The 16,705-nt window shown below is 49.8% G+C and carries 19 protein-coding genes and 1 tRNA gene; 16 read left to right on the top strand and 4 right to left on the bottom strand.

The annotated features are described in order from the left end of the window. Nucleotides 1-88 precede the first annotated feature (88 nt). The 3 genes from NP589_RS18415 (at nucleotide 89) to NP589_RS18425 (ending at nucleotide 2,342) form a co-directional block, all read left to right on the top strand. Nucleotides 89-367 carry a hypothetical protein gene (locus NP589_RS18415; protein WP_256608273.1) on the top strand — a complete coding sequence of 93 codons (279 nt, stop codon included), beginning with the start codon at nucleotides 89-91 and terminating at the stop codon, nucleotides 365-367. A gap of 80 nt (nucleotides 368-447) precedes the next feature. After that, the gene (locus tag NP589_RS18420; RefSeq protein ID WP_256608274.1) at nucleotides 448-1,827 is read left to right on the top strand and encodes a hypothetical protein; all 1,380 of its coding nucleotides are present in this window, start codon (nucleotides 448-450) and stop codon (nucleotides 1,825-1,827) included. Nucleotides 1,828-1,988: 161 nt separating this feature from the next. Further along, nucleotides 1,989-2,342, top strand: a complete 354-nt coding sequence (locus tag NP589_RS18425; protein ID WP_064009891.1) for a DUF2782 domain-containing protein — start codon at nucleotides 1,989-1,991, stop codon at nucleotides 2,340-2,342. 62 nt (nucleotides 2,343-2,404) lie between these two features. On the opposite strand, the gene NP589_RS18430 is transcribed toward NP589_RS18425, so the two are convergent. Further along, the gene (locus NP589_RS18430) at nucleotides 2,405-2,815 is read right to left on the bottom strand and encodes a hypothetical protein (RefSeq protein ID WP_256608275.1); all 411 of its coding nucleotides are present in this window, start codon (nucleotides 2,813-2,815) and stop codon (nucleotides 2,405-2,407) included. Nucleotides 2,816-2,990: 175 nt separating this feature from the next. Between NP589_RS18430 and NP589_RS18435 the strand changes: the two genes are divergently transcribed. Both NP589_RS18435 and NP589_RS18440 read left to right on the top strand, forming a co-directional pair. Further along, the gene (locus NP589_RS18435; protein ID WP_036273002.1) at nucleotides 2,991-3,278 is read left to right on the top strand and encodes a hypothetical protein; all 288 of its coding nucleotides are present in this window, start codon (nucleotides 2,991-2,993) and stop codon (nucleotides 3,276-3,278) included. Continuing rightward, nucleotides 3,279-4,010, top strand: coding sequence for a pteridine reductase (locus NP589_RS18440; protein ID WP_256608276.1), 732 nt, complete (start codon nucleotides 3,279-3,281; stop codon nucleotides 4,008-4,010). A 14-nt stretch (nucleotides 4,011-4,024) separates the two neighbouring features. Here the strand turns inward: NP589_RS18440 and folK are convergent, their stop codons facing one another. Both folK and folB read right to left on the bottom strand, forming a co-directional pair. Then, nucleotides 4,025-4,507 (bottom strand): 2-amino-4-hydroxy-6-hydroxymethyldihydropteridine diphosphokinase, encoded by a 483-nt coding sequence (gene folK, locus NP589_RS18445; protein WP_256608277.1) that lies wholly within the window; start codon nucleotides 4,505-4,507, stop codon nucleotides 4,025-4,027. Between the two features lie 3 nt (nucleotides 4,508-4,510). Beyond that, nucleotides 4,511-4,864 (bottom strand): dihydroneopterin aldolase, encoded by a 354-nt coding sequence (folB, locus tag NP589_RS18450; protein WP_064009841.1) that lies wholly within the window; start codon nucleotides 4,862-4,864, stop codon nucleotides 4,511-4,513. Nucleotides 4,865-4,951: 87 nt separating this feature from the next. Here folB and plsY point away from each other — a divergent pair, with 87 nt between their 5' ends. Further along, complete coding sequence (plsY, locus tag NP589_RS18455) at nucleotides 4,952-5,524, top strand: glycerol-3-phosphate 1-O-acyltransferase PlsY (protein WP_256608278.1); 573 nt, start codon at nucleotides 4,952-4,954, stop codon at nucleotides 5,522-5,524. On the opposite strand, the gene tsaD is transcribed toward plsY, so the two are convergent. Continuing rightward, nucleotides 5,525-6,535: a tRNA (adenosine(37)-N6)-threonylcarbamoyltransferase complex transferase subunit TsaD gene (gene tsaD, locus NP589_RS18460; RefSeq protein ID WP_256608279.1), complete on the bottom strand. Its 1,011-nt coding sequence runs from the start codon at nucleotides 6,533-6,535 to the stop codon at nucleotides 5,525-5,527. 104 nt (nucleotides 6,536-6,639) lie between these two features. Between tsaD and rpsU the strand changes: the two genes are divergently transcribed. The 10 genes from rpsU to NP589_RS18510 all read left to right on the top strand — a co-directional run bounded on the left by rpsU (nucleotide 6,640) and on the right by NP589_RS18510 (nucleotide 16,670). Beyond that, on the top strand, nucleotides 6,640-6,873 hold the full coding sequence (gene rpsU / locus NP589_RS18465) for a 30S ribosomal protein S21 (RefSeq protein ID WP_020483611.1): 234 nt from the start codon (nucleotides 6,640-6,642) through the stop codon (nucleotides 6,871-6,873). An 8-nt stretch (nucleotides 6,874-6,881) separates the two neighbouring features. Then, nucleotides 6,882-7,331, top strand: a complete 450-nt coding sequence (locus NP589_RS18470; protein ID WP_256608280.1) for a GatB/YqeY domain-containing protein — start codon at nucleotides 6,882-6,884, stop codon at nucleotides 7,329-7,331. A 15-nt stretch (nucleotides 7,332-7,346) separates the two neighbouring features. Beyond that, complete coding sequence (dnaG, locus tag NP589_RS18475) at nucleotides 7,347-9,086, top strand: DNA primase (protein WP_256608281.1); 1,740 nt, start codon at nucleotides 7,347-7,349, stop codon at nucleotides 9,084-9,086. A gap of 76 nt (nucleotides 9,087-9,162) precedes the next feature. Next, a complete protein-coding gene (gene rpoD / locus NP589_RS18480; protein ID WP_256608282.1) occupies nucleotides 9,163-10,974 on the top strand; it encodes an RNA polymerase sigma factor RpoD in 1,812 nt (603 codons plus the stop codon). Nucleotides 10,975-11,007: 33 nt separating this feature from the next. Further along, nucleotides 11,008-11,084, top strand: a tRNA-Ile gene (locus NP589_RS18485). Nucleotides 11,085-11,152: 68 nt separating this feature from the next. Then, nucleotides 11,153-12,313: a methionine adenosyltransferase gene (gene metK, locus NP589_RS18490; RefSeq protein WP_256608283.1), complete on the top strand. Its 1,161-nt coding sequence runs from the start codon at nucleotides 11,153-11,155 to the stop codon at nucleotides 12,311-12,313. Nucleotides 12,314-12,332: 19 nt separating this feature from the next. Further along, nucleotides 12,333-13,625: an adenosylhomocysteinase gene (ahcY, locus tag NP589_RS18495; protein WP_256608284.1), complete on the top strand. Its 1,293-nt coding sequence runs from the start codon at nucleotides 12,333-12,335 to the stop codon at nucleotides 13,623-13,625. Nucleotides 13,626-13,678: 53 nt separating this feature from the next. Then, nucleotides 13,679-15,049 (top strand): adenosylmethionine--8-amino-7-oxononanoate transaminase, encoded by a 1,371-nt coding sequence (locus NP589_RS18500; RefSeq protein WP_256608285.1) that lies wholly within the window; start codon nucleotides 13,679-13,681, stop codon nucleotides 15,047-15,049. Next, a complete protein-coding gene (locus NP589_RS18505) occupies nucleotides 15,049-15,777 on the top strand; it encodes a 16S rRNA (uracil(1498)-N(3))-methyltransferase (RefSeq protein WP_256608286.1) in 729 nt (242 codons plus the stop codon). The genes NP589_RS18500 and NP589_RS18505 overlap by 1 nt, the downstream gene beginning before the upstream one ends. Beyond that, nucleotides 15,774-16,670, top strand: a complete 897-nt coding sequence (locus NP589_RS18510) for a CPBP family glutamic-type intramembrane protease (RefSeq protein WP_256608287.1) — start codon at nucleotides 15,774-15,776, stop codon at nucleotides 16,668-16,670. Before NP589_RS18505 ends, NP589_RS18510 begins: the two co-directional genes overlap by 4 nt. Nucleotides 16,671-16,705 lie beyond the last annotated feature (35 nt).

Below are 16,705 nucleotides of genomic sequence, written 5' to 3' on the forward strand. Positions count from 1 at the left end.
CTGTGCTTTAATAGGCGCTAAGTAAAAGGCTTGCTGGCGCCAATGGTGCCGGCAGGCCCGTCTTTAATCAATAGAGTAAGGTGGAATCATGATAAACACGCAATTGATTAAGAAGTTTTTAACAGGGTTACTGTTAGCGGTGTCGGCTGCTGCGAGTGCCCAAGACTATCCCGCGGCGGACTTTCAACCGAAGGTTCTCTACAGGGATCCGGCCATTGCAGAAATATCGCAAGCCAGCTCGCCCACCGCAGCTTCGAGTAATTCCAGCGCGCCTTGCGTGCAAAAGCAAGAGGCTCCCGAGGTTGATGCAAAGTATCCTGCGGCCAATTTTCAGCCTAAGGTATTATTCAGCGCAGCGGGTTCCTAACATTTTTTAGGCATCACCGTGAATTTGATGAACTCGTCGTTTAGACACATAACAATTATTACATTCAGGAGTATTCTCAAATGGCAAACAACAGTTTGATGAATAGCTTATTCGGCTTTTTATTCGACAAACCAGCGGAAGGCTCTAGTCGGTCGGAAGTTTATTCACGTGTCGACAACGAAGACGGTCAATTGACCGGTGTTGCCCGTTATCTGCAAAAACTTGAGCCGCCTAAGCCGGAGCTGGACGAATACGGCCAGCCTTTGACCGGGGTGGCGAAATATCTGGCCTTACAAGCGCAATTGGAAAAAGCCCGGCAAGTCGTCGAAGAGGTGGCTGTCGTGGAGCCGGCTATCGAGGAAGAAGTAGAAGAAGAAGTTGTAGAAGACGTTATCGAAGAATTGGCCGAGAGCGAACCGGTTGCGACAGGCGTCGATAAATATTTGACTCAACAAGAGGCAAATCCGGTTACTCGGGTAGCGAAATACCTGATCAAGCAGTCGATTTTGTCTAAAGAGGCGCCGGTAACTGGCGTTTCCAAATACATCACTAAAAATGATCGCGAAGATCATGTGGTGACCAATGTCGCTAAATATGTCATTCGGCAAAACATGCAGACTGGCTCGACGCCCTTGGTTACTGGTGTTGCCAAGTATGTGCTGAAGCAAGATGTGTTGGCAAAAGAAGCGCCAATCGCAACTGGTGTGAGCAAATACGTGACCAAGCAAGCCCTGTTGGCTAAAGATGCCCCATTGATAACGGGTGTTGCTAAATATGTCGCTCAACAAGAGCGTCTATTGAAAGAGCAGGCGCCTTTGACCGGCGTTGCTAAATTTTTGGCGGAGCAGGCGGCGGCGGATAGAAAAGCGGCCGCGGTGGCTTTGATTGCACGATATGTTGCAGCGGAAGCGCTAGCCCAACAAGAAAAAGCGGAGGCCCAGTTGAATCAAGAACAAAATGCTCAGCAAGAATTGGCCGAGGAATTGGCATTTGAGGGTTCCGCCGTGGAGCGTTACCTTGCCAGGCAGGCTGCGTCTGCCCAACAAGCACCAAAGCCAACCGGTGTTGCCAAATATCTGGCGAAACAGTTGCAATTGCAAAGTCAGGTGGAGCCTTTAACCGGTGTCGCCCGTTATCTTGCCAAGCAAGCAATATTGACCAGGCAGTTGCCGCCGCCTACCGGTGTCAGCAAGTATTTAGCCAAGCAAATATTGTCGCAAAAACCGGTTGCCGAATTGAGCTCGGTTAGCCGATATGTCACTAAGCATGAGTTGCTGGATAAGGATGCGAAAGAACTTACTGGTGTCGCCAAATATATGTCCAGACAGGACGTATTGGCAAAGGATGCGCCTGGCGTATCCGGCGTGGCGCGGTATATGGCAAAGCAAGCCTTGCAATCCAAGGATGAGGTTGTGGCTAGAACGACGGGTGTAGAGAAATACTTACGTAAACAAGCCTAAGGCCTAGTTGATTAAGCCGGCATCTCCGTTGGGAGGTGTCGGCTTTTTTATGTCTGCTAGTTTCAGAGCATTGATGGCTATCTGCAAGCTAGGGATTTATGCGGCTTTGCCGAATCTGTATTATCATGACTTACCACATTCAAATTATTGCAGGGATCTTGATGTCTCGATTATTGGGTTTTAGCTGGATACTGTTTTTGCCTGCTTTTGCTTTTGCGGCGGACCCGGATTCCAATGAATTGGCGCCCGTTCCGGAACCGCCTGATTTGCCCGCCCCAGTGCAGTCCGGAGAAGAGATGGAGCCCGACATTACCATTATTCGAAAAGGCAAAGACACTATTCAAGAGTTTCGTCGCAACGGCAAGCTATACATGGTGAAAATCCAGCCGCAGGTAGGACCAGCCTACTATATGCTGGATACTAACGGCGATGAGCAGATGGATGTGAAGAAAAATGATTTGGACGAAAACACCAATATCAACAAGTGGACTCTGTTCGAATGGGATTTCAACTGATCTTTTGAGCGAAAACAATCGATCTAATTGAGTTTATGCTGCTGATATGGCCTTTTTTTGGATTACTCGGACACTTTTAGCAGCCAGCCACCGTCCGCATCGCATTTGCTGACTTTTGCCTTAGCTTTTACAGAGATTCTAACGACGGTGTTTTTCAGGTCGTCAGGCAGTTTACCTTTTACCAAATAGAACGTGTCCTTGTCTTCAATTTGAACCGCGACAGGTTGCTGTTTAATGCTGACGTGAATGTGGCCGGGGCCATTGCTGCCGGAAACCGCGAACGAAAACTCCGAGCCCGGCTTGACTATGGCTAAATGTTCAGGCATGAAACGGCTGATTTTGGCATTGAGGCATCCGCTGCCATCTCCGCCGCCCGCTCCGCCGTGACCACCATGGCTCGGCGTGGATTGCGACCAAGCAGGATTGCCAAAACTGATAGTCAGCAATGCTGCGGCAAAAAGACGTGCGTGCATGGGTGTGCCTCATGTTCTTGTTTTAGGATGGCGGCGATTATATGTCCTAAGTCCGCAAGTTTGAAGCACAAGCGATAAACGGTCTGACGGTATTGATTTGATGTTTTTGCCGGGATTGGTTTACATTGAGCTACGGTCTGGTTTGCGTATTAACAACAATAAAAAGGGGGAGAGGATGTTATTTCTGGCTAAATTATGCGGTATTTTGACCTTGGTTTGGTTTTATTTGACGGCAAAAAATCACGGCGGTCCGTTAATTAATTGGTCTGTGATTGGGCTGATAGGTTATTGGCTGACTTGGTGGTTATCCAAGATGCTGATCGTGGTGCCTTTGGCCGGTATGGTGACCAAGCATTCCGTGACTGAGTTTTTGCTTACCCAATTGCCGGTGTTCGTCGCGCTGGCTGCTTGTTATCTGATCAGAAAAAAATTGATCGCCAGTTTGCCGGCCGCGGGTCAATAAATGCCTAAGAACGTGCTGATTACCGGTGCGGCAAGACGCATCGGTGCGGCTTGTGCTCGGTTATTGCACGGTGAGGGTTGTAATGTGGTTTTGCATTACAACAGTTCCGATGTGGACGCTGTGCGTTTGGCTGCCGAGTTGAATGCCTTGCGAGGCGATTCGGCAAGGTTATTAAGCGCGGATTTATCGGTATTCAGCAGCGTCCAGAAGTTGGCCGCAGAAGCGCTTATGCAATGGGATGGTATTGATGTGTTGGTGAACAACGCATCCTTGTTTCAATCCGTGCCCATCGGACAAGTTACGGAACAGGATTGGGATTTGACAACGGCCAGCAATCTGAAAGCGCCGTTCTTTTTGTCGCAAGCGTTGTGGTCGTCATTGAAAATTAAACGGGGCTGTATAGTCAATATCGCTGATATTCACGCGGAAACCGGTTTGCCCGGCTATCCGGTATACAGTATGTCTAAAGCGGGCTTGGTGGCGATGACGAAGATATTGGCCAGGGAAATGGCGCCGGAGGTTCGCGTCAATGCGGTGGCGCCGGGCGCAATTTTATGGCCGGAGCAAGAGGTGGCCGAAACGGAGCAGTTGCAAATCTTAAAAAAAGTAGCCTTGCAGCGTTGCGGAGAAGCCGACGATATTGCTAAAGCGGTAAGATTTTTGGTTGGAAATGCAGATTACATTACCGGCCAAGTGTTGACTGTGGACGGTGGGCGGACTCTGTTTCGGTAAAGGTCTCAGAGCGTTTATTTCTCGAGTTTCGTTTGGCGCAAATCGCGTTTGTCGAAGTCGTGCCATAGATCTTTGTAACAGCGTCTGCTTATCGGGTGTGTTGCGTTTGGCGCAATCTCCGCTAAGGGTTCCAATACGAAGGCGTAGCGTTCTATTTCATCGCGTGGAATTTGTAGTCTGCCGTCGCTGATAATTTGGTCGCCGTATAAAATCAAGTCCAAGTCTAGCGTTCTGGCTGAGAATTTTTGACTTTCCCTGCTGCGGCCGTGGTCCAGTTCGATTTGTTTTAGCAATTTGGCGACTTCTTTCGCGGATAATTCCGATTCGAACTGCACGACTAGGTTATGAAAGCTATCGCCGACAAAGCCTACCGGCTCGCTTTCGAAGACACTGGAAACTGTCAGTTCTCCGAACAGTTCGCTTAATGCTTGCAGGCTGGAAGGGATATGGATCTCCTTGTCTATATTGCTGCCGATGCTGATAAATCCGGTAGGCATGACTTATCTTTCGCCGCGTTCGATGATGATGCCGACGTCACGAGCGCGACTGATGGCGCCTTTTTTGTTGAGGGTGATCTTTACCCAGGGAATGGCAAATTCGCTACGTAAAATTCCGGCAATTTCTTCAATCAACTTTTCCACCAAATAAAATTCGCTGTGCTCGACAAAGTCGACAACACGGTCCGAAACCGCTTTGTAGTCCAGTGTGTGGGCAATATCGTCGCTGGCGGCAGCTTTTTGGATATCAAAGCCCATTTCGATGTCCAGGATGATTTTTTGTTTGATCTTCCTTTCCCAGTCGTAAATACCTATCACGGTATCGATTTCAAGTCCGCCTAAAAAGATGATGTCCATCGTTGCTTTCCGGTTATTATATTTCTGAGAAGCGGCAGTATCGAGTAAATGGCGCTGCTGTACAAGTATTGACGAGAGGTTGATTAAATGATGGATTGGTTGTTGGTGCCCTTTGCCTATTTAACCGGATCGGTGTCGAGCGCAATTATCGTATGTAAGATGATGGGCTTGGCAGATCCTCGGGAAAACGGTTCCGGTAATCCGGGGGCAACCAATGTTATGCGCATAGGCGGTAAAAAGGCTGCGGCGATTACCTTGGTGGGTGATGCTTTAAAAGGGCTGTTGCCGGTGTTATTGGCGAAGGCGTTGGGTGTCGACAGTGTGGTGCTGTCCTTGGTAGTGTTTGCTGCATTTGTCGGACACCTTTATCCGATTTTTTTTGAGTTTAAGGGTGGTAAAGGGGTTGCAACATCCCTGGGTGTGACGCTTGGTGTGGCTTGGTTGTTGGGTTTTGTGGTTGCCGCTACCTGGTTTGTCGCTTACAAAATAGGCAAAATTTCGTCGTTGGCCGCTTTGGTAGCGGCAACGTTAACGCCGCTATATGTTTGGCTGATTGTTGGCGATGTCAATTTGACCGCTATCTTTACCGTTATTTCTTTGATTTTGCTGTGGCGGCATAAAAGCAATATTCAGAGGCTGTTGGCTGGGCAAGAATCTTGATCAAAGGCTGATTAGCTGCTCCATCGGCCAGCGCGGACGGGCAAAAATCTCCAGATTTTGGGTTTGCCCTGCCATCAAGCGCTGGCAGCCGGCGTAGGCAATCATGGCGCCGTTATCTGTGCAAAACTCAGGGCGGGGGAAGCGTATGTCGGCGCCTTCTTTCGTCGCCATCTGTTGCAATTGTTGACGAATCTCCTGGTTGGCGCTAACGCCGCCAGCTACTACCAGCGTTTTCAACTGCGTCTGCTGTAAAGCCCGTTTGCATTTGATGCTTAGCGTTTCCGCGATGGCTTGTTGAAATGCGAAAGCGATATCCGCTTTGTCCTGCTCAGTTTGCTGGGTGGCATGCAGGGCGTTCATTGTGAAGGTTTTCAGGCCGCTAAAACTAAACTCCAGTCCTGGTCTGTCAGTCATTGGTCGCGGGAATTTAAAGCGATTTTGACCGCTGCGCGCTAACTCAGCCAATTTGGGGCCGCCGGGATACTCCAGGCCTAACATCTTTGCCGTTTTGTCGAAGGCTTCGCCCGCGGCATCGTCCAGCGATTCTCCGAGCAAGCGGTATTTGCCAATCGCGCGGACTTCGATAAGCATGGTATGGCCGCCTGAAATGAGTAATGCGACGAACGGGTAGGTGGGCGGATTATCTTCCAGCATCGGCGCCAATAAATGGCCTTCCATATGGTGCACGGCGATAGCAGGTATTTGCCAGGTCCAGGCCAGGCTTTGGGCGGTGGCGGCGCCGACTAGTAGCGAACCCATCAAGCCCGGGCCGGCGGTATAAGCAATGCCTTCGATGTCTTTGGCTGTTAATTCGGCTTCTTTTAATACCGTTTTGATTAGCGGAACCAGTTTACGGATATGGTCTCTCGAGGCTAGTTCAGGAACGACGCCGCCATACTCGGCATGCGTGGCAATTTGGCTGTATAAGGTGTGCGCAATTAAGCCCTTGCTGGCGTGGTATAAGGCGACAGCCGTTTCGTCGCAAGAGCTTTCAATGCCTAAAACATACATTAGTTTTTGAATAAAAGAATTTTATGAGTATAATCGGCCGTTTTCGGCGGGCTTGCTATCGCCGATAGCGTCAAAAGATACTAACATAAATCGGATTATTGATAATGCCATCAGTTAAAGTTAAAGAGAACGAACATTTTGACATCGCGATTCGTCGCTTTAAACGTGCGTGCGAAAAGGCCGGTGTATTGGCTGAAGTACGTCGCCGCGAGTTTTATGAAAAGCCAACCACCGAGCGTAAACGCAAAGGTGCTGCGGCAGTTAAACGTCATTTGAAAAAGTTGGCACGCGAGCGATATGCGTTGAAAAACTTACGTCGCGGTCGTCCGCAAATTTAAGGCAGACAATGGATGCGTTAAAAAAGCGTATCACGGACGATATGAAAGCCGCGATGAAAGGCGGCGAAAAAGCTAGGTTGGGCGTGATCCGCATGATTTTGGCTGCAATCAAGCAAGTTGAAGTCGACGAACGTATCGAACTGAGCGATGAGCGAATTATCCTTGTGCTCGATAAAATGCTGAAGCAGCGGCGCGAGTCCATCAGGCAATTCCGCGATGCCAATCGCAACGATCTGGCGGAAATCGAGGAGGCTGAGGTGTTGGTTATTCAGGATTTTCTCCCGCAACCGCTTAGCGATGCTGAAATCGATGGCATGGTCGCCGATGCTATAGCTGAAGTGGGTGCTACATCGGTAAAAGACATGGGTGGCGTGATGGCTTTGCTCAAGCCGCAAATGCAAGGTAGAGCTGACATGGCGAATGTCAGTGCGAGAATCAAGGCCTGTTTTATCGCTTAATATCTTGTCGGTAACATGTCCGGCAGGATACCTCGTCAGTTTATAGATGATCTTTTGGTGCGGGTCGATATTGTCGATCTAATCGATTCGCGCGTCCCCCTTAAAAAATCCGGCAGCAATTTCACGGCGCGCTGCCCATTTCATACCGAAAAAACTCCCAGCTTTTCAGTCAATCGCGGTCGGCAGATTTATCATTGCTTCGGGTGCGGAGCCAGTGGTAACGCAATCGGCTTTTTGATGGAATTTAATCATCTGGGCTTTGTCGAGGCGGTTGAGGATTTGGCGGCCTTTGCCGGAGTGGATGTGCCTAGGGAGTTGATTGACGGCGAGCCTGGGCTGCCGGATAAAAAGACTGTGTCGCATATTTACGAGGTGTTGGCGGGTGTTGCCGGGTTTTATGCCGAGCAATTGCGCGGAAATCCGGAAGGTCGGCAAGCTTTAGAGTATATGAAAGCCAGAGGCGTTAGCGGTGAGGTGGCGCGAGATTTTTCTTTGGGTTATGCGCCGAATAAGTGGGATGCCTTGGTGGCGCGTTTCGATCAAGCGGATTTGATCGAGGCTGGTATGCTGGTGGTCAGGGATGATGGCAAGGTTTACGACCGCTTTCGTGGGAGATTGATGTTCCCAATTCGGGATAAGCGGAAGCGGGTGGTGGGGTTTGGGGGGCGAGTGCTGGATGACTCTTTGCCCAAATACCTTAATTCGCCAGAGACTGCGGTTTTTTCTAAAAGCAAAGAGCTTTATGGGCTTTGCGAGCTTTTGGAAAAAAATAGTAAGCCCGACCGGATATTGGTTGTGGAGGGCTATATGGATGTGATTGCCTTGGCCCAGTTTGGTATTTCCAATGCGGTGGCTGCACTGGGTACTGCGACTTCGAAAGCGCAAATCGATTTATTGTTCCGATTTACTTCCGAATTGGTGTTTTGTTTCGATGGCGATAATGCCGGCAGGCAGGCGGCCTGGAAGGCTACGGATGCCGCTTTGCCTTGTTTGCGCGATGGCAGGCAAATCAAAATAATGCTGTTGCCGCAGGGGCAGGATCCTGATTCTCTGTTGCGCGCGGAAAATTCATCGGCTTTTATGGAACGAATTCGTAATGCGCAGGTCTTGTCGGATTACTTTTTCGAGAATATTGTCGGTCAATTGGAATTGACAACCGTTGAGGGGCGGTCGCAGTTGCTGGCGGCAGCGACACCTTCGCTAGAAAAGGTTCCTGCCGGGTTTTTTCGGGAAATGATGTTTGCCCGTTTGCAAGAGTTGTCGGGTTCCAGAATTGCCGTGGATGTTGTCGAAAATCAGGCTAGACTTAAGTCTAAGTTTAATGCAGGCAAAAAAGGCATCCCATCGCCAAGAATCAGTTTGGCGCGCAAGGTCTTAGGGTTGTTGCTCCAACACCCGCATTTTGCGAGTTTGGTTGAGCGTGACGGGGTCATGCTTGATGATCTGAGTTTTGCCGGGGTTGAGTTGTTAAGAGAGGTTTTGCAACGGATCGCCCTTGAAAAGCCGGAAAATAGCGCCATCTTGTTGGAGTCTTTCCGGGGAACATCCCAGGAAAAAGCCGTAAAGGCTTTAGCTAGTTTAGATCTCAATGTGCCGGCGGGTGGGGAAGAGCCTGAGTTTTGCGGGGCTTTGCAGCAACTTTGTAAACAGGCCAAGGAAGCTATGCTGACCCGATTGATCGAGAAGGAGAGTCGAGAAGGCTTAATGATTGAAGAAAAAGAGGTACTGCGGAAGCTTTTAAGGGATAAGGCTTAGGTGACCGCATTAATTTTTGCCGTTATAATTTCCTGTTCTGCGGCGCTTGGTGCTGAAAACGTATTGTGAGTAAAGAATGAATCAAGAACAACAGCAATCCCAACTGAAACAACTGATAGCAAAAGGTAAGGCACAGGGTTATTTAACTTATGCCGAAGTCAACGACCATTTGCCGAGCGACATCATTGATCCCGAACAAATCGACGATATCATCGGCATGATCAATGATATGGGGATTCAGGTTTATGAGGTGGCGCCGGACGACGATGACTCGCTGATCACCTCCGATGCAGTAGTGACCGCGGATGATGATGAAGAAGTGGCTGAAGTCGCGGCTTTGGCGTCTGTCGATAGTGAGTTTGGCCGTACTACCGATCCAGTCCGCTTGTACATGCGGGAAATGGGTTCTGTGGAGCTATTGACGCGCGAGGAAGAATTAAAAATTGCGAAACGGATTGAAGAGGGCCAGCGCCAAGTCGTGGGTGCCATCGCTCGGTCCGGTTTCATTGTTGAGACTTTTATCGACGCCTTTGATTCCGTTCAGGTTGAAGACTCCGGCGTGCGTCTCAATGATTTGGTGTTGGGTTTTGTCGATCTCACCGAAGTTGAGGACATAGACGTCAGCGGTATCGAGATTGAAGAGCCCGCTGAGGATGCTGAAGAAGAGAGCAAAACAGTCGATTACGAAGAGGTCAAACAAAAGGTCGATTTACTCAGAAAAGCCTTAAAAGCTGCGACAACCTCAGTTAAAAAGCATGGTTACGGCCATGATAAAACCGAAAAGTTATTCGATGCGATAGACGAAATATTTTGCGAGTTTAAATGGACGCCGCAGTATTTGAAAAAAATGGTATCCATTTCTGAAGAGTTGATTTCAGCTATTCGCGAAGAAGAGCGTTTCATATTGGATGTTTGCGTCAAGAAAGCAAAAATGCCGCGTAAGGACTTTATTAATGCGTTTGCGGAGAATGAGTCTAATCTTGAGTGGTTGGATCAGTTCATCGCTGCGAGGCCTAATTTTGCGGAGGTTTTCAGTAGTCACCGCGAAAATATTAGGGCTGCTCAGCAGCGATTGGCGGATATTGAGTCTCGCTTCGGCCTGAGCATTGCTGTCCTGAAAGGTATTTGCCGTAGTATTTCCCTAGGGGAAGCTAAGGCGAGACGCGCTAAAAAGGAAATGATCGAAGCCAATTTGCGCTTGGTTATTTCTATCGCCAAAAAATACACCAACCGCGGCTTACAGTTTCTGGATTTGATTCAGGAGGGCAATATCGGTCTGATGAAGGCTGTCGATAAATTTGAATATCGACGCGGCTACAAATTTTCTACCTACGCAACTTGGTGGATCCGTCAGGCTATTACCCGTTCCATCGCTGATCAGGCCAGAACTATTCGTATTCCGGTGCACATGATCGAGACCATTAACAAGCTGAATCGCGTCTCCAGACAGATTTTGCAAGAATTGGGGCGGGAAGCTACACCTGAAGAATTGGCCGAGCGTATGGAAATGCCCGAGGACAAAATTCGCAAAGTGCTGAAGATAGCCAAAGAGCCGATTTCAATGGAAACACCGATTGGTGACGACGAAGATTCGCACTTAGGGGATTTTATCGAAGATTCCAAGATGCTATCGCCCGTCGAATCTGCTACAATCGCCGGCCTTCGCGAGTCTACTCAGAATGTATTGGCGGGCTTGACAGCTAGAGAGGCCAAGGTGCTCCGGATGCGTTTCGGTATCAATATGAATACCGACCATACGCTGGAAGAAGTTGGTAAGCAGTTTGATGTGACCCGTGAGCGAATTCGTCAGATCGAAGCGAAAGCGCTGCGGAAATTAAGACATCCGTCCAGATCAGAGCAGTTGAGATGTTTTCTTGACGGCGAGTAAGGCGTCTGCATTGTTCGTAGGCTAGATAATTAAGGGCCCTTAGCTCAGTTGGTTAGAGCTTCCGACTCATAATCGGCAGGTCGTAGGTTCAAGTCCTACAGGGCCCACCACAGATAACAGGCCGTTTGCGCGGCCTTTTTTTATATGCGCAAGTTTTAATTTTGGCGAGGGTGTAACCGTGAATAAAAACTACCTTTTTACCTCAGAGTCTGTTTCGGAAGGTCATCCGGACAAAGTCGCTGACCAAATTTCCGATGCTGTTGTTGATGCCTTATTGGCTCAAGACCCGCGTTCCAGGGTAGCCTGCGAGACCTTGGTCAAGACCGGAATGGTGGTTTTGGCTGGCGAAATTACCACTAATGCTTGGGTGGATACCGAAGAATTGGTAAGAAAAGTAGTTTGCGAAATCGGTTACGACAACGGCGAGATCGGCTTTGACGGTAATAGTTGTGCGGTATTGAACGCCATCGGTAAACAATCGGCGGATATCGCGATGGGCGTCGATGAATCCGAAGACCACGAACAAGGCGCCGGCGACCAAGGTTTAATGTTTGGTTATGCCAGCAACGAAACCGATGTGTTAATGCCTGCCCCCATCACCTACGCGCATCGCTTGGTTGAGAGACAAGCGCAGGTGCGTAAAAATAAAACTTTGACCTGGTTGCGTCCCGATGCAAAAAGTCAGGTGACTTTCCGTTACGAAAACAACAAACCGGTTGCCATTGATGCGGTAGTTCTGTCTACCCAGCATTCGCCGGAAATTGGCGGCAAACAGCTTGAAGAGGCGGTAATGGATGAAATCATCCTGCCGACTTTGCCGAAAGAGTGGCTGCACAAAGACACTAAATATTTCATCAATCCTACCGGCCAGTTCATCATCGGCGGGCCTGTAGGCGACTGCGGTTTGACCGGGCGTAAAATTATTGTCGATACTTACGGCGGTATGGCCCGCCATGGTGGTGGCGCGTTTTCCGGTAAAGATCCGTCAAAAGTGGATAGATCCGCTGCCTATATGGGGCGTTATGTCGCAAAAAATATCGTTGCAGCCGGTCTGGCAGAGCGTTGCGAGATCCAGGTGTCTTACGCCATTGGCGTTGCGGAACCGACTTCCATCAGCATTGAAACCTTCGGTACCGGTAAAATCGAGGAAGAACGTTTGGTGCAAATCGTGCGGGAGCACTTCGATTTGCGGCCGAAAGGCTTGATTGCGCAATTGGATTTGTTAAAACCCATTTACCGTCCAACCGCCTCTTACGGCCATTTCGGTCGCAACGAAGCCAGCTTCAGCTGGGAAAAAACCGACAAAGCAGAGGCTCTGAAAGATGCGGCCGGAATTTAACTCTAACCAGGATAGCGCCATGACTCAAGTTGATTATAAAGTTGCCGATTTAGCCCTGGCTGAATGGGGTCGTAAAGAAATTAATATCGCCGAAACCGAAATGCCCGGTTTGATGGCCTTGCGTGCCGAATTCGGCGCTCAGCAGCCATTGAAAGGCGCGCGTATCGCCGGTTGTCTGCATATGACTATTCAAACCGCGGTATTGATCGAGACGCTGACAGCATTGGGTGCGGAAGTCCGTTGGTCGTCTTGCAACATTTTCTCTACGCAGGATCATGCCGCCGCCGCGATAGCTGCTGCCGGCATTCCTGTTTTTGCCTGGAAAGGCGAAACCGAGGCGGAAGCGGAATGGTGCATCGAACAAACCATTCTCGGCCCTGACGGCTGGCGTCCCAATATGATCCTGGACGATGGCGGCGACCTGACGACTATGATGCACAATAACTTCCCCGAATTGATGGCGGACGTTAAAGGCTTGTCGGAAGAAACCACCACGGGTGTATTGCGTCTGACTGAAATGGTGGCGAAGGGCACATTGAAAGTGCCGGCGTTTAACGTCAACGATTCGGTCACCAAATCCAAATTCGACAACCTATACGGTTGCCGCGAGTCTTTAGTCGACGGCATCAAACGGGCTACCGACGTGATGGTAGCCGGTAAAATTGCCGTGGTCTGCGGCTATGGCGACGTCGGTAAAGGTTGCGCGCAATCACTACGCGGTTTGGGCGCTACTGTTCTGATCACCGAGATTGATCCAATCTGCGCCTTGCAGGCGGCAATGGAAGGTTATCGCGTGGTGACAATGGACGAAGCGGCAGCTATTGCCAACATCTTCGTGACGGCTACCGGCAACGTCGGTGTCATTACTCACGATCACATGAAAGCGATGCGCGACCAGGCTATCATCTGCAATATCGGTCATTTCGATTCGGAAATAGACATTGCGTCCTTGCGTCATTACACCTGGGAAAACATCAAGCCGCAGGTTGATCATGTGATCTTCCCTGACGGCAAGCGCATTATCGTGTTGGCCGAAGGTCGTTTGGTTAATTTGGGTTGCGCTACCGGCCATCCGAGCTTCGTGATGTCCAACTCGTTTTGCAATCAAGTATTGGCGCAGATCGAGCTTTGGACTAATGCGTCCAGCTATGAGAATAAAGTCTATGTACTGCCGAAAAAACTCGACGAAAAAGTTGCGCGTTCGCACTTGGCGCAAATCGGCGTAAAACTGACCGAATTGACCAAAGAACAGGCTGCTTATATTAATGTGCCGGTCGAAGGTCCGTACAAACCGGATCATTATCGTTACTAAGGATTATGTCAATCCGACAAAAAAGGGGCGCAAGCCCCTTTTTTATGCAAGCTATGAATAATCAAACTATCGTTCAGCGCGACCTCGCCGTGCTCTGGCATCCCTGTAGTCAGATGAAAGACCATGATCCGCGCGCCTCTGCGCCGGATGCGCTGCCGTTGATTCCGATCAAATCGGGCAAAGGCGTCTGGTTGGAAGATTTTGACGGTAACCGCTATCTGGATGCGATCAGTTCCTGGTGGGTAAATCTGTTCGGTCACGCCAATCCCATTATCAATCAGGCGCTTCGAGAGCAGCTTGAAACGCTTGAACATGTAATCCTCGGCGGATTTACCCATGAAACTGCGCTGATGCTGGCGGAAAAGCTGGTGGAAATCACCCCGCCTGGATTGGATAAATGTTTTTATGCCGATAATGGTTCGTCTGCGGTCGAAATCGCGCTAAAGATGAGTTTTCATTATTGGCGAAATCTCGGACGAACTCAAAAAACTAAATTCATCACGCTGGAAAACAGCTATCACGGCGAAACCCTGGGGGCTTTGGCAGTGGGTAACGTGGCTTTATACAAGGACACCTACGCGCCGTTGTTGATGGATGTGATCACGGTAGCCGGGCCGGATTGTTACCATCGTGAAGACGGCGAAAGTTGGGAGGCCTATTCCATCCGCCGTTTTGCTGTCATGGAGCAAGCTTTGGCGCAACATGCTGACGAGGTTTGCGCGGTAATCGTTGAACCGCTGGTGCAATGTGCCGGCAGCATGCGCATGTACCATCCGGTGTATTTAAAATTACTGCGCGAAGCGTGCGATAAATACCAGGTACATTTAATCGCCGACGAGATTGCCGTAGGCTTTGGTCGTACCGGCACCTTGTTTGCTTGCGAGCAAGCCGCCATCAGCCCGGATTTTATCTGCCTATCCAAAGGGCTGACCGGCGGCTATTTACCCTTGTCTGCGGTTTTGACTAGCAATCAGGTCTATCAAGCCTTTTACGACGACTATCAGAATCTAACCGCGTTTTTACACTCGCATAGCTACACCGGTAATGCATTGGGATGTCGAGCGGCGCTGGCGACGCTGGGGATATTTGAGCAGCAAAATGTGATTATGAACAATCGGCATTTGGCGGGGCTTATGACCAAAGCGGTAGAGCGGTTTAAAGAGCATCCCAATGTCGCGGAAGTGCGGCAAACCGGCATGATCGTCGCGATAGAACTGGTCAAAAATAAGCAAACCCGCGAGGCTTATCCTTGGCAGCAGCGGCGCGGTTTAATAGTTTATCGCTATGCTTTGAGTCGTGGCGTGCTATTGCGGCCATTGGGAAATGTGATTTATTTCATGCCGCCTTATATTATCAATGAGCAGGAGATACAACGGATGGCAGATGTCGCCTGGCAGGGCATTCAACTGGCGGTGCAGGGCTGATGCGGGTTTCTCGTTTATATGTCGCCGCGCCGCTAAATGTTGGCGGTCGCATTGAATTAGATGACGACGCGGCCCATTACGTGCGCAGTGTGCTGCGCCTAAAACAGGATCAGAGCATCGTGCTGTTTAACGGCCAAGGCGGAGAGTATCTGGGCCGTTTCAGCGAAGTCAGCCGCAAGAGCGTTCGCGTCGAAATCGAACAGTTTGTTGAGCGTAATGTCGAATCCCCGCTGGCAATTAATCTGGGTTTAGGCATTTCTCGCGGCGACCGGATGGACTGGGCGGTACAAAAAGCCGTTGAATTAGGTGTGACGCAGTTAACGCCTTTGGTAACCGAGCGTTGTGTGATCAAATTCAACGACGATAAAAAACAGCAACGCTTACAGCATTGGCAGCATATTGCCCAGCACGCCGCCGAACAATCCGGAAGAACTTGTTGCCCCTCAATCGGTGAGATTGCGAATCTAACCGATTGGGTGAGCGGACAGGAAGGATTAAGCGTGTTTCTCGATCCATATGCCGAGCAATCTCTAGCGGACCTAAAGCCGGACAGTGCCCGTGTTACCTTGCTCTCCGGGCCGGAAGGCGGCTTTAGCGAGCAAGAACGACAAGTTGCCAAGGCAGCGGGATTTGTCCCGGTGCGCATGGGCGTACGGATCTTGCGCACCGAGACCGCAGTATTATCGGCATTGACCGCCGTGCAAACCTTGTGGGGGGATTTTCGGTGATCCGCTGGTTGGGCTATGCCTTGGTGCCGTTGGTCATATTGGTCATTGCGGCCACTATTGCCAGCATGCTGGGGTACGGGTTGTTGTGGATTGCCGGCGATATTTTGCCGTTGGCAAAAGTCATCAGCAAAATTACCCTGGTGCTGTTGCTGCTGAGTATTTTTCCGTTGAAGAACTATCTGCAATTCAGTTGGGCGGAATTGGGCTTCGCGCCTAAAGCAATGTTTTTCAAACAATTGGGTCAAGGTTTGGCATTGGGTTTGTTAACTTTGTTGCCGGTATTATTGACGCTGTATTGGCTGGATGTGCATGTCTGGGACGATACCCGGCATTGGACGGCGGGCAAAATCGCGGAAAAAATCGGCTTGGGTTTGTTTTTTGCGATGCTGATTGCCGTCGGCGAGGAAATACTATTTCGCGGCCTGCTACTGGGTGGTTTGCGCCGGAAAACATCGATTATAGCTGCGGTGACAATCAGCTCTATCTATTATGCGGCCTTACATTTTCTAAAAAGTAAGTCGCAACTGGTTTACGCCGATTTAACGCCGAGCAGTGGTTTAAAACTAATGGCCGAAGCGTTTGCCAATTGGTTGAACCCAGCGATACTCAGTGCCTTGCTGGCTTTATTCGTGGTAGGGGTGTTTTTAGCCATCCTCAGAAGTCGAGTGCCGCAAAGTCTGGGTTTATGTATCGGTTGTCATGCTGCTTGGGTGTGGCAAATCAAGGTGAGTAGAGATTTGTTCAATGTCAATTTGCAAGCCGATTCGCTGTTCCTGGTCAACACCTACTATGACGGTGTAGTGGGCCCTCTGGTAAGTAGCTGGTTGGTATCGGCGTTAATTGTTTATGGGTTGTGGTCCCAGCGGCAAGCTAAAGTTGGACTCGGCGATTAGACCAAAAAGGGATACCAACTTGAAAAAATGATTGC

The organism is Methylomonas rosea, assembly GCF_024505055.1.
Classification (GTDB): Bacteria; Pseudomonadota; Gammaproteobacteria; order Methylococcales; family Methylomonadaceae; genus Methylomonas; species Methylomonas rosea.

What these genes read in the sequence shown, in the direction of transcription:
- NP589_RS18435 (WP_036273002.1), top strand. Translation starts at nt 2,991, where the DNA reads ATGTTATTTCTGGCTAAATTATGCGGTATTTTGACCTTGGTTTGGTTT.
- rpsU (WP_020483611.1), top strand. Translation starts at nt 6,640, where the DNA reads ATGCCATCAGTTAAAGTTAAAGAGAACGAACATTTTGACATCGCGATT.
- folK (WP_256608277.1), bottom strand. Translation starts at nt 4,507, where the DNA reads ATGCCTACCGGATTTATCAGCATCGGCAGCAATATAGACAAGGAGATC.
- tsaD (WP_256608279.1), bottom strand. Translation starts at nt 6,535, where the DNA reads ATGTATGTTTTAGGCATTGAAAGCTCTTGCGACGAAACGGCTGTCGCC.
- NP589_RS18505 (WP_256608286.1), top strand. Translation starts at nt 15,049, where the DNA reads ATGCGGGTTTCTCGTTTATATGTCGCCGCGCCGCTAAATGTTGGCGGT.
- NP589_RS18425 (WP_064009891.1), top strand. Translation starts at nt 1,989, where the DNA reads ATGTCTCGATTATTGGGTTTTAGCTGGATACTGTTTTTGCCTGCTTTT.
- NP589_RS18500 (WP_256608285.1), top strand. Translation starts at nt 13,679, where the DNA reads ATGAATAATCAAACTATCGTTCAGCGCGACCTCGCCGTGCTCTGGCAT.
- folB (WP_064009841.1), bottom strand. Translation starts at nt 4,864, where the DNA reads ATGGACATCATCTTTTTAGGCGGACTTGAAATCGATACCGTGATAGGT.
- NP589_RS18470 (WP_256608280.1), top strand. Translation starts at nt 6,882, where the DNA reads ATGGATGCGTTAAAAAAGCGTATCACGGACGATATGAAAGCCGCGATG.
- NP589_RS18440 (WP_256608276.1), top strand. Translation starts at nt 3,279, where the DNA reads ATGCCTAAGAACGTGCTGATTACCGGTGCGGCAAGACGCATCGGTGCG.
- plsY (WP_256608278.1), top strand. Translation starts at nt 4,952, where the DNA reads ATGATGGATTGGTTGTTGGTGCCCTTTGCCTATTTAACCGGATCGGTG.
- NP589_RS18420 (WP_256608274.1), top strand. Translation starts at nt 448, where the DNA reads ATGGCAAACAACAGTTTGATGAATAGCTTATTCGGCTTTTTATTCGAC.
- NP589_RS18415 (WP_256608273.1), top strand. Translation starts at nt 89, where the DNA reads ATGATAAACACGCAATTGATTAAGAAGTTTTTAACAGGGTTACTGTTA.
- ahcY (WP_256608284.1), top strand. Translation starts at nt 12,333, where the DNA reads ATGACTCAAGTTGATTATAAAGTTGCCGATTTAGCCCTGGCTGAATGG.
- dnaG (WP_256608281.1), top strand. Translation starts at nt 7,347, where the DNA reads ATGTCCGGCAGGATACCTCGTCAGTTTATAGATGATCTTTTGGTGCGG.
- rpoD (WP_256608282.1), top strand. Translation starts at nt 9,163, where the DNA reads ATGAATCAAGAACAACAGCAATCCCAACTGAAACAACTGATAGCAAAA.
- NP589_RS18430 (WP_256608275.1), bottom strand. Translation starts at nt 2,815, where the DNA reads ATGCACGCACGTCTTTTTGCCGCAGCATTGCTGACTATCAGTTTTGGC.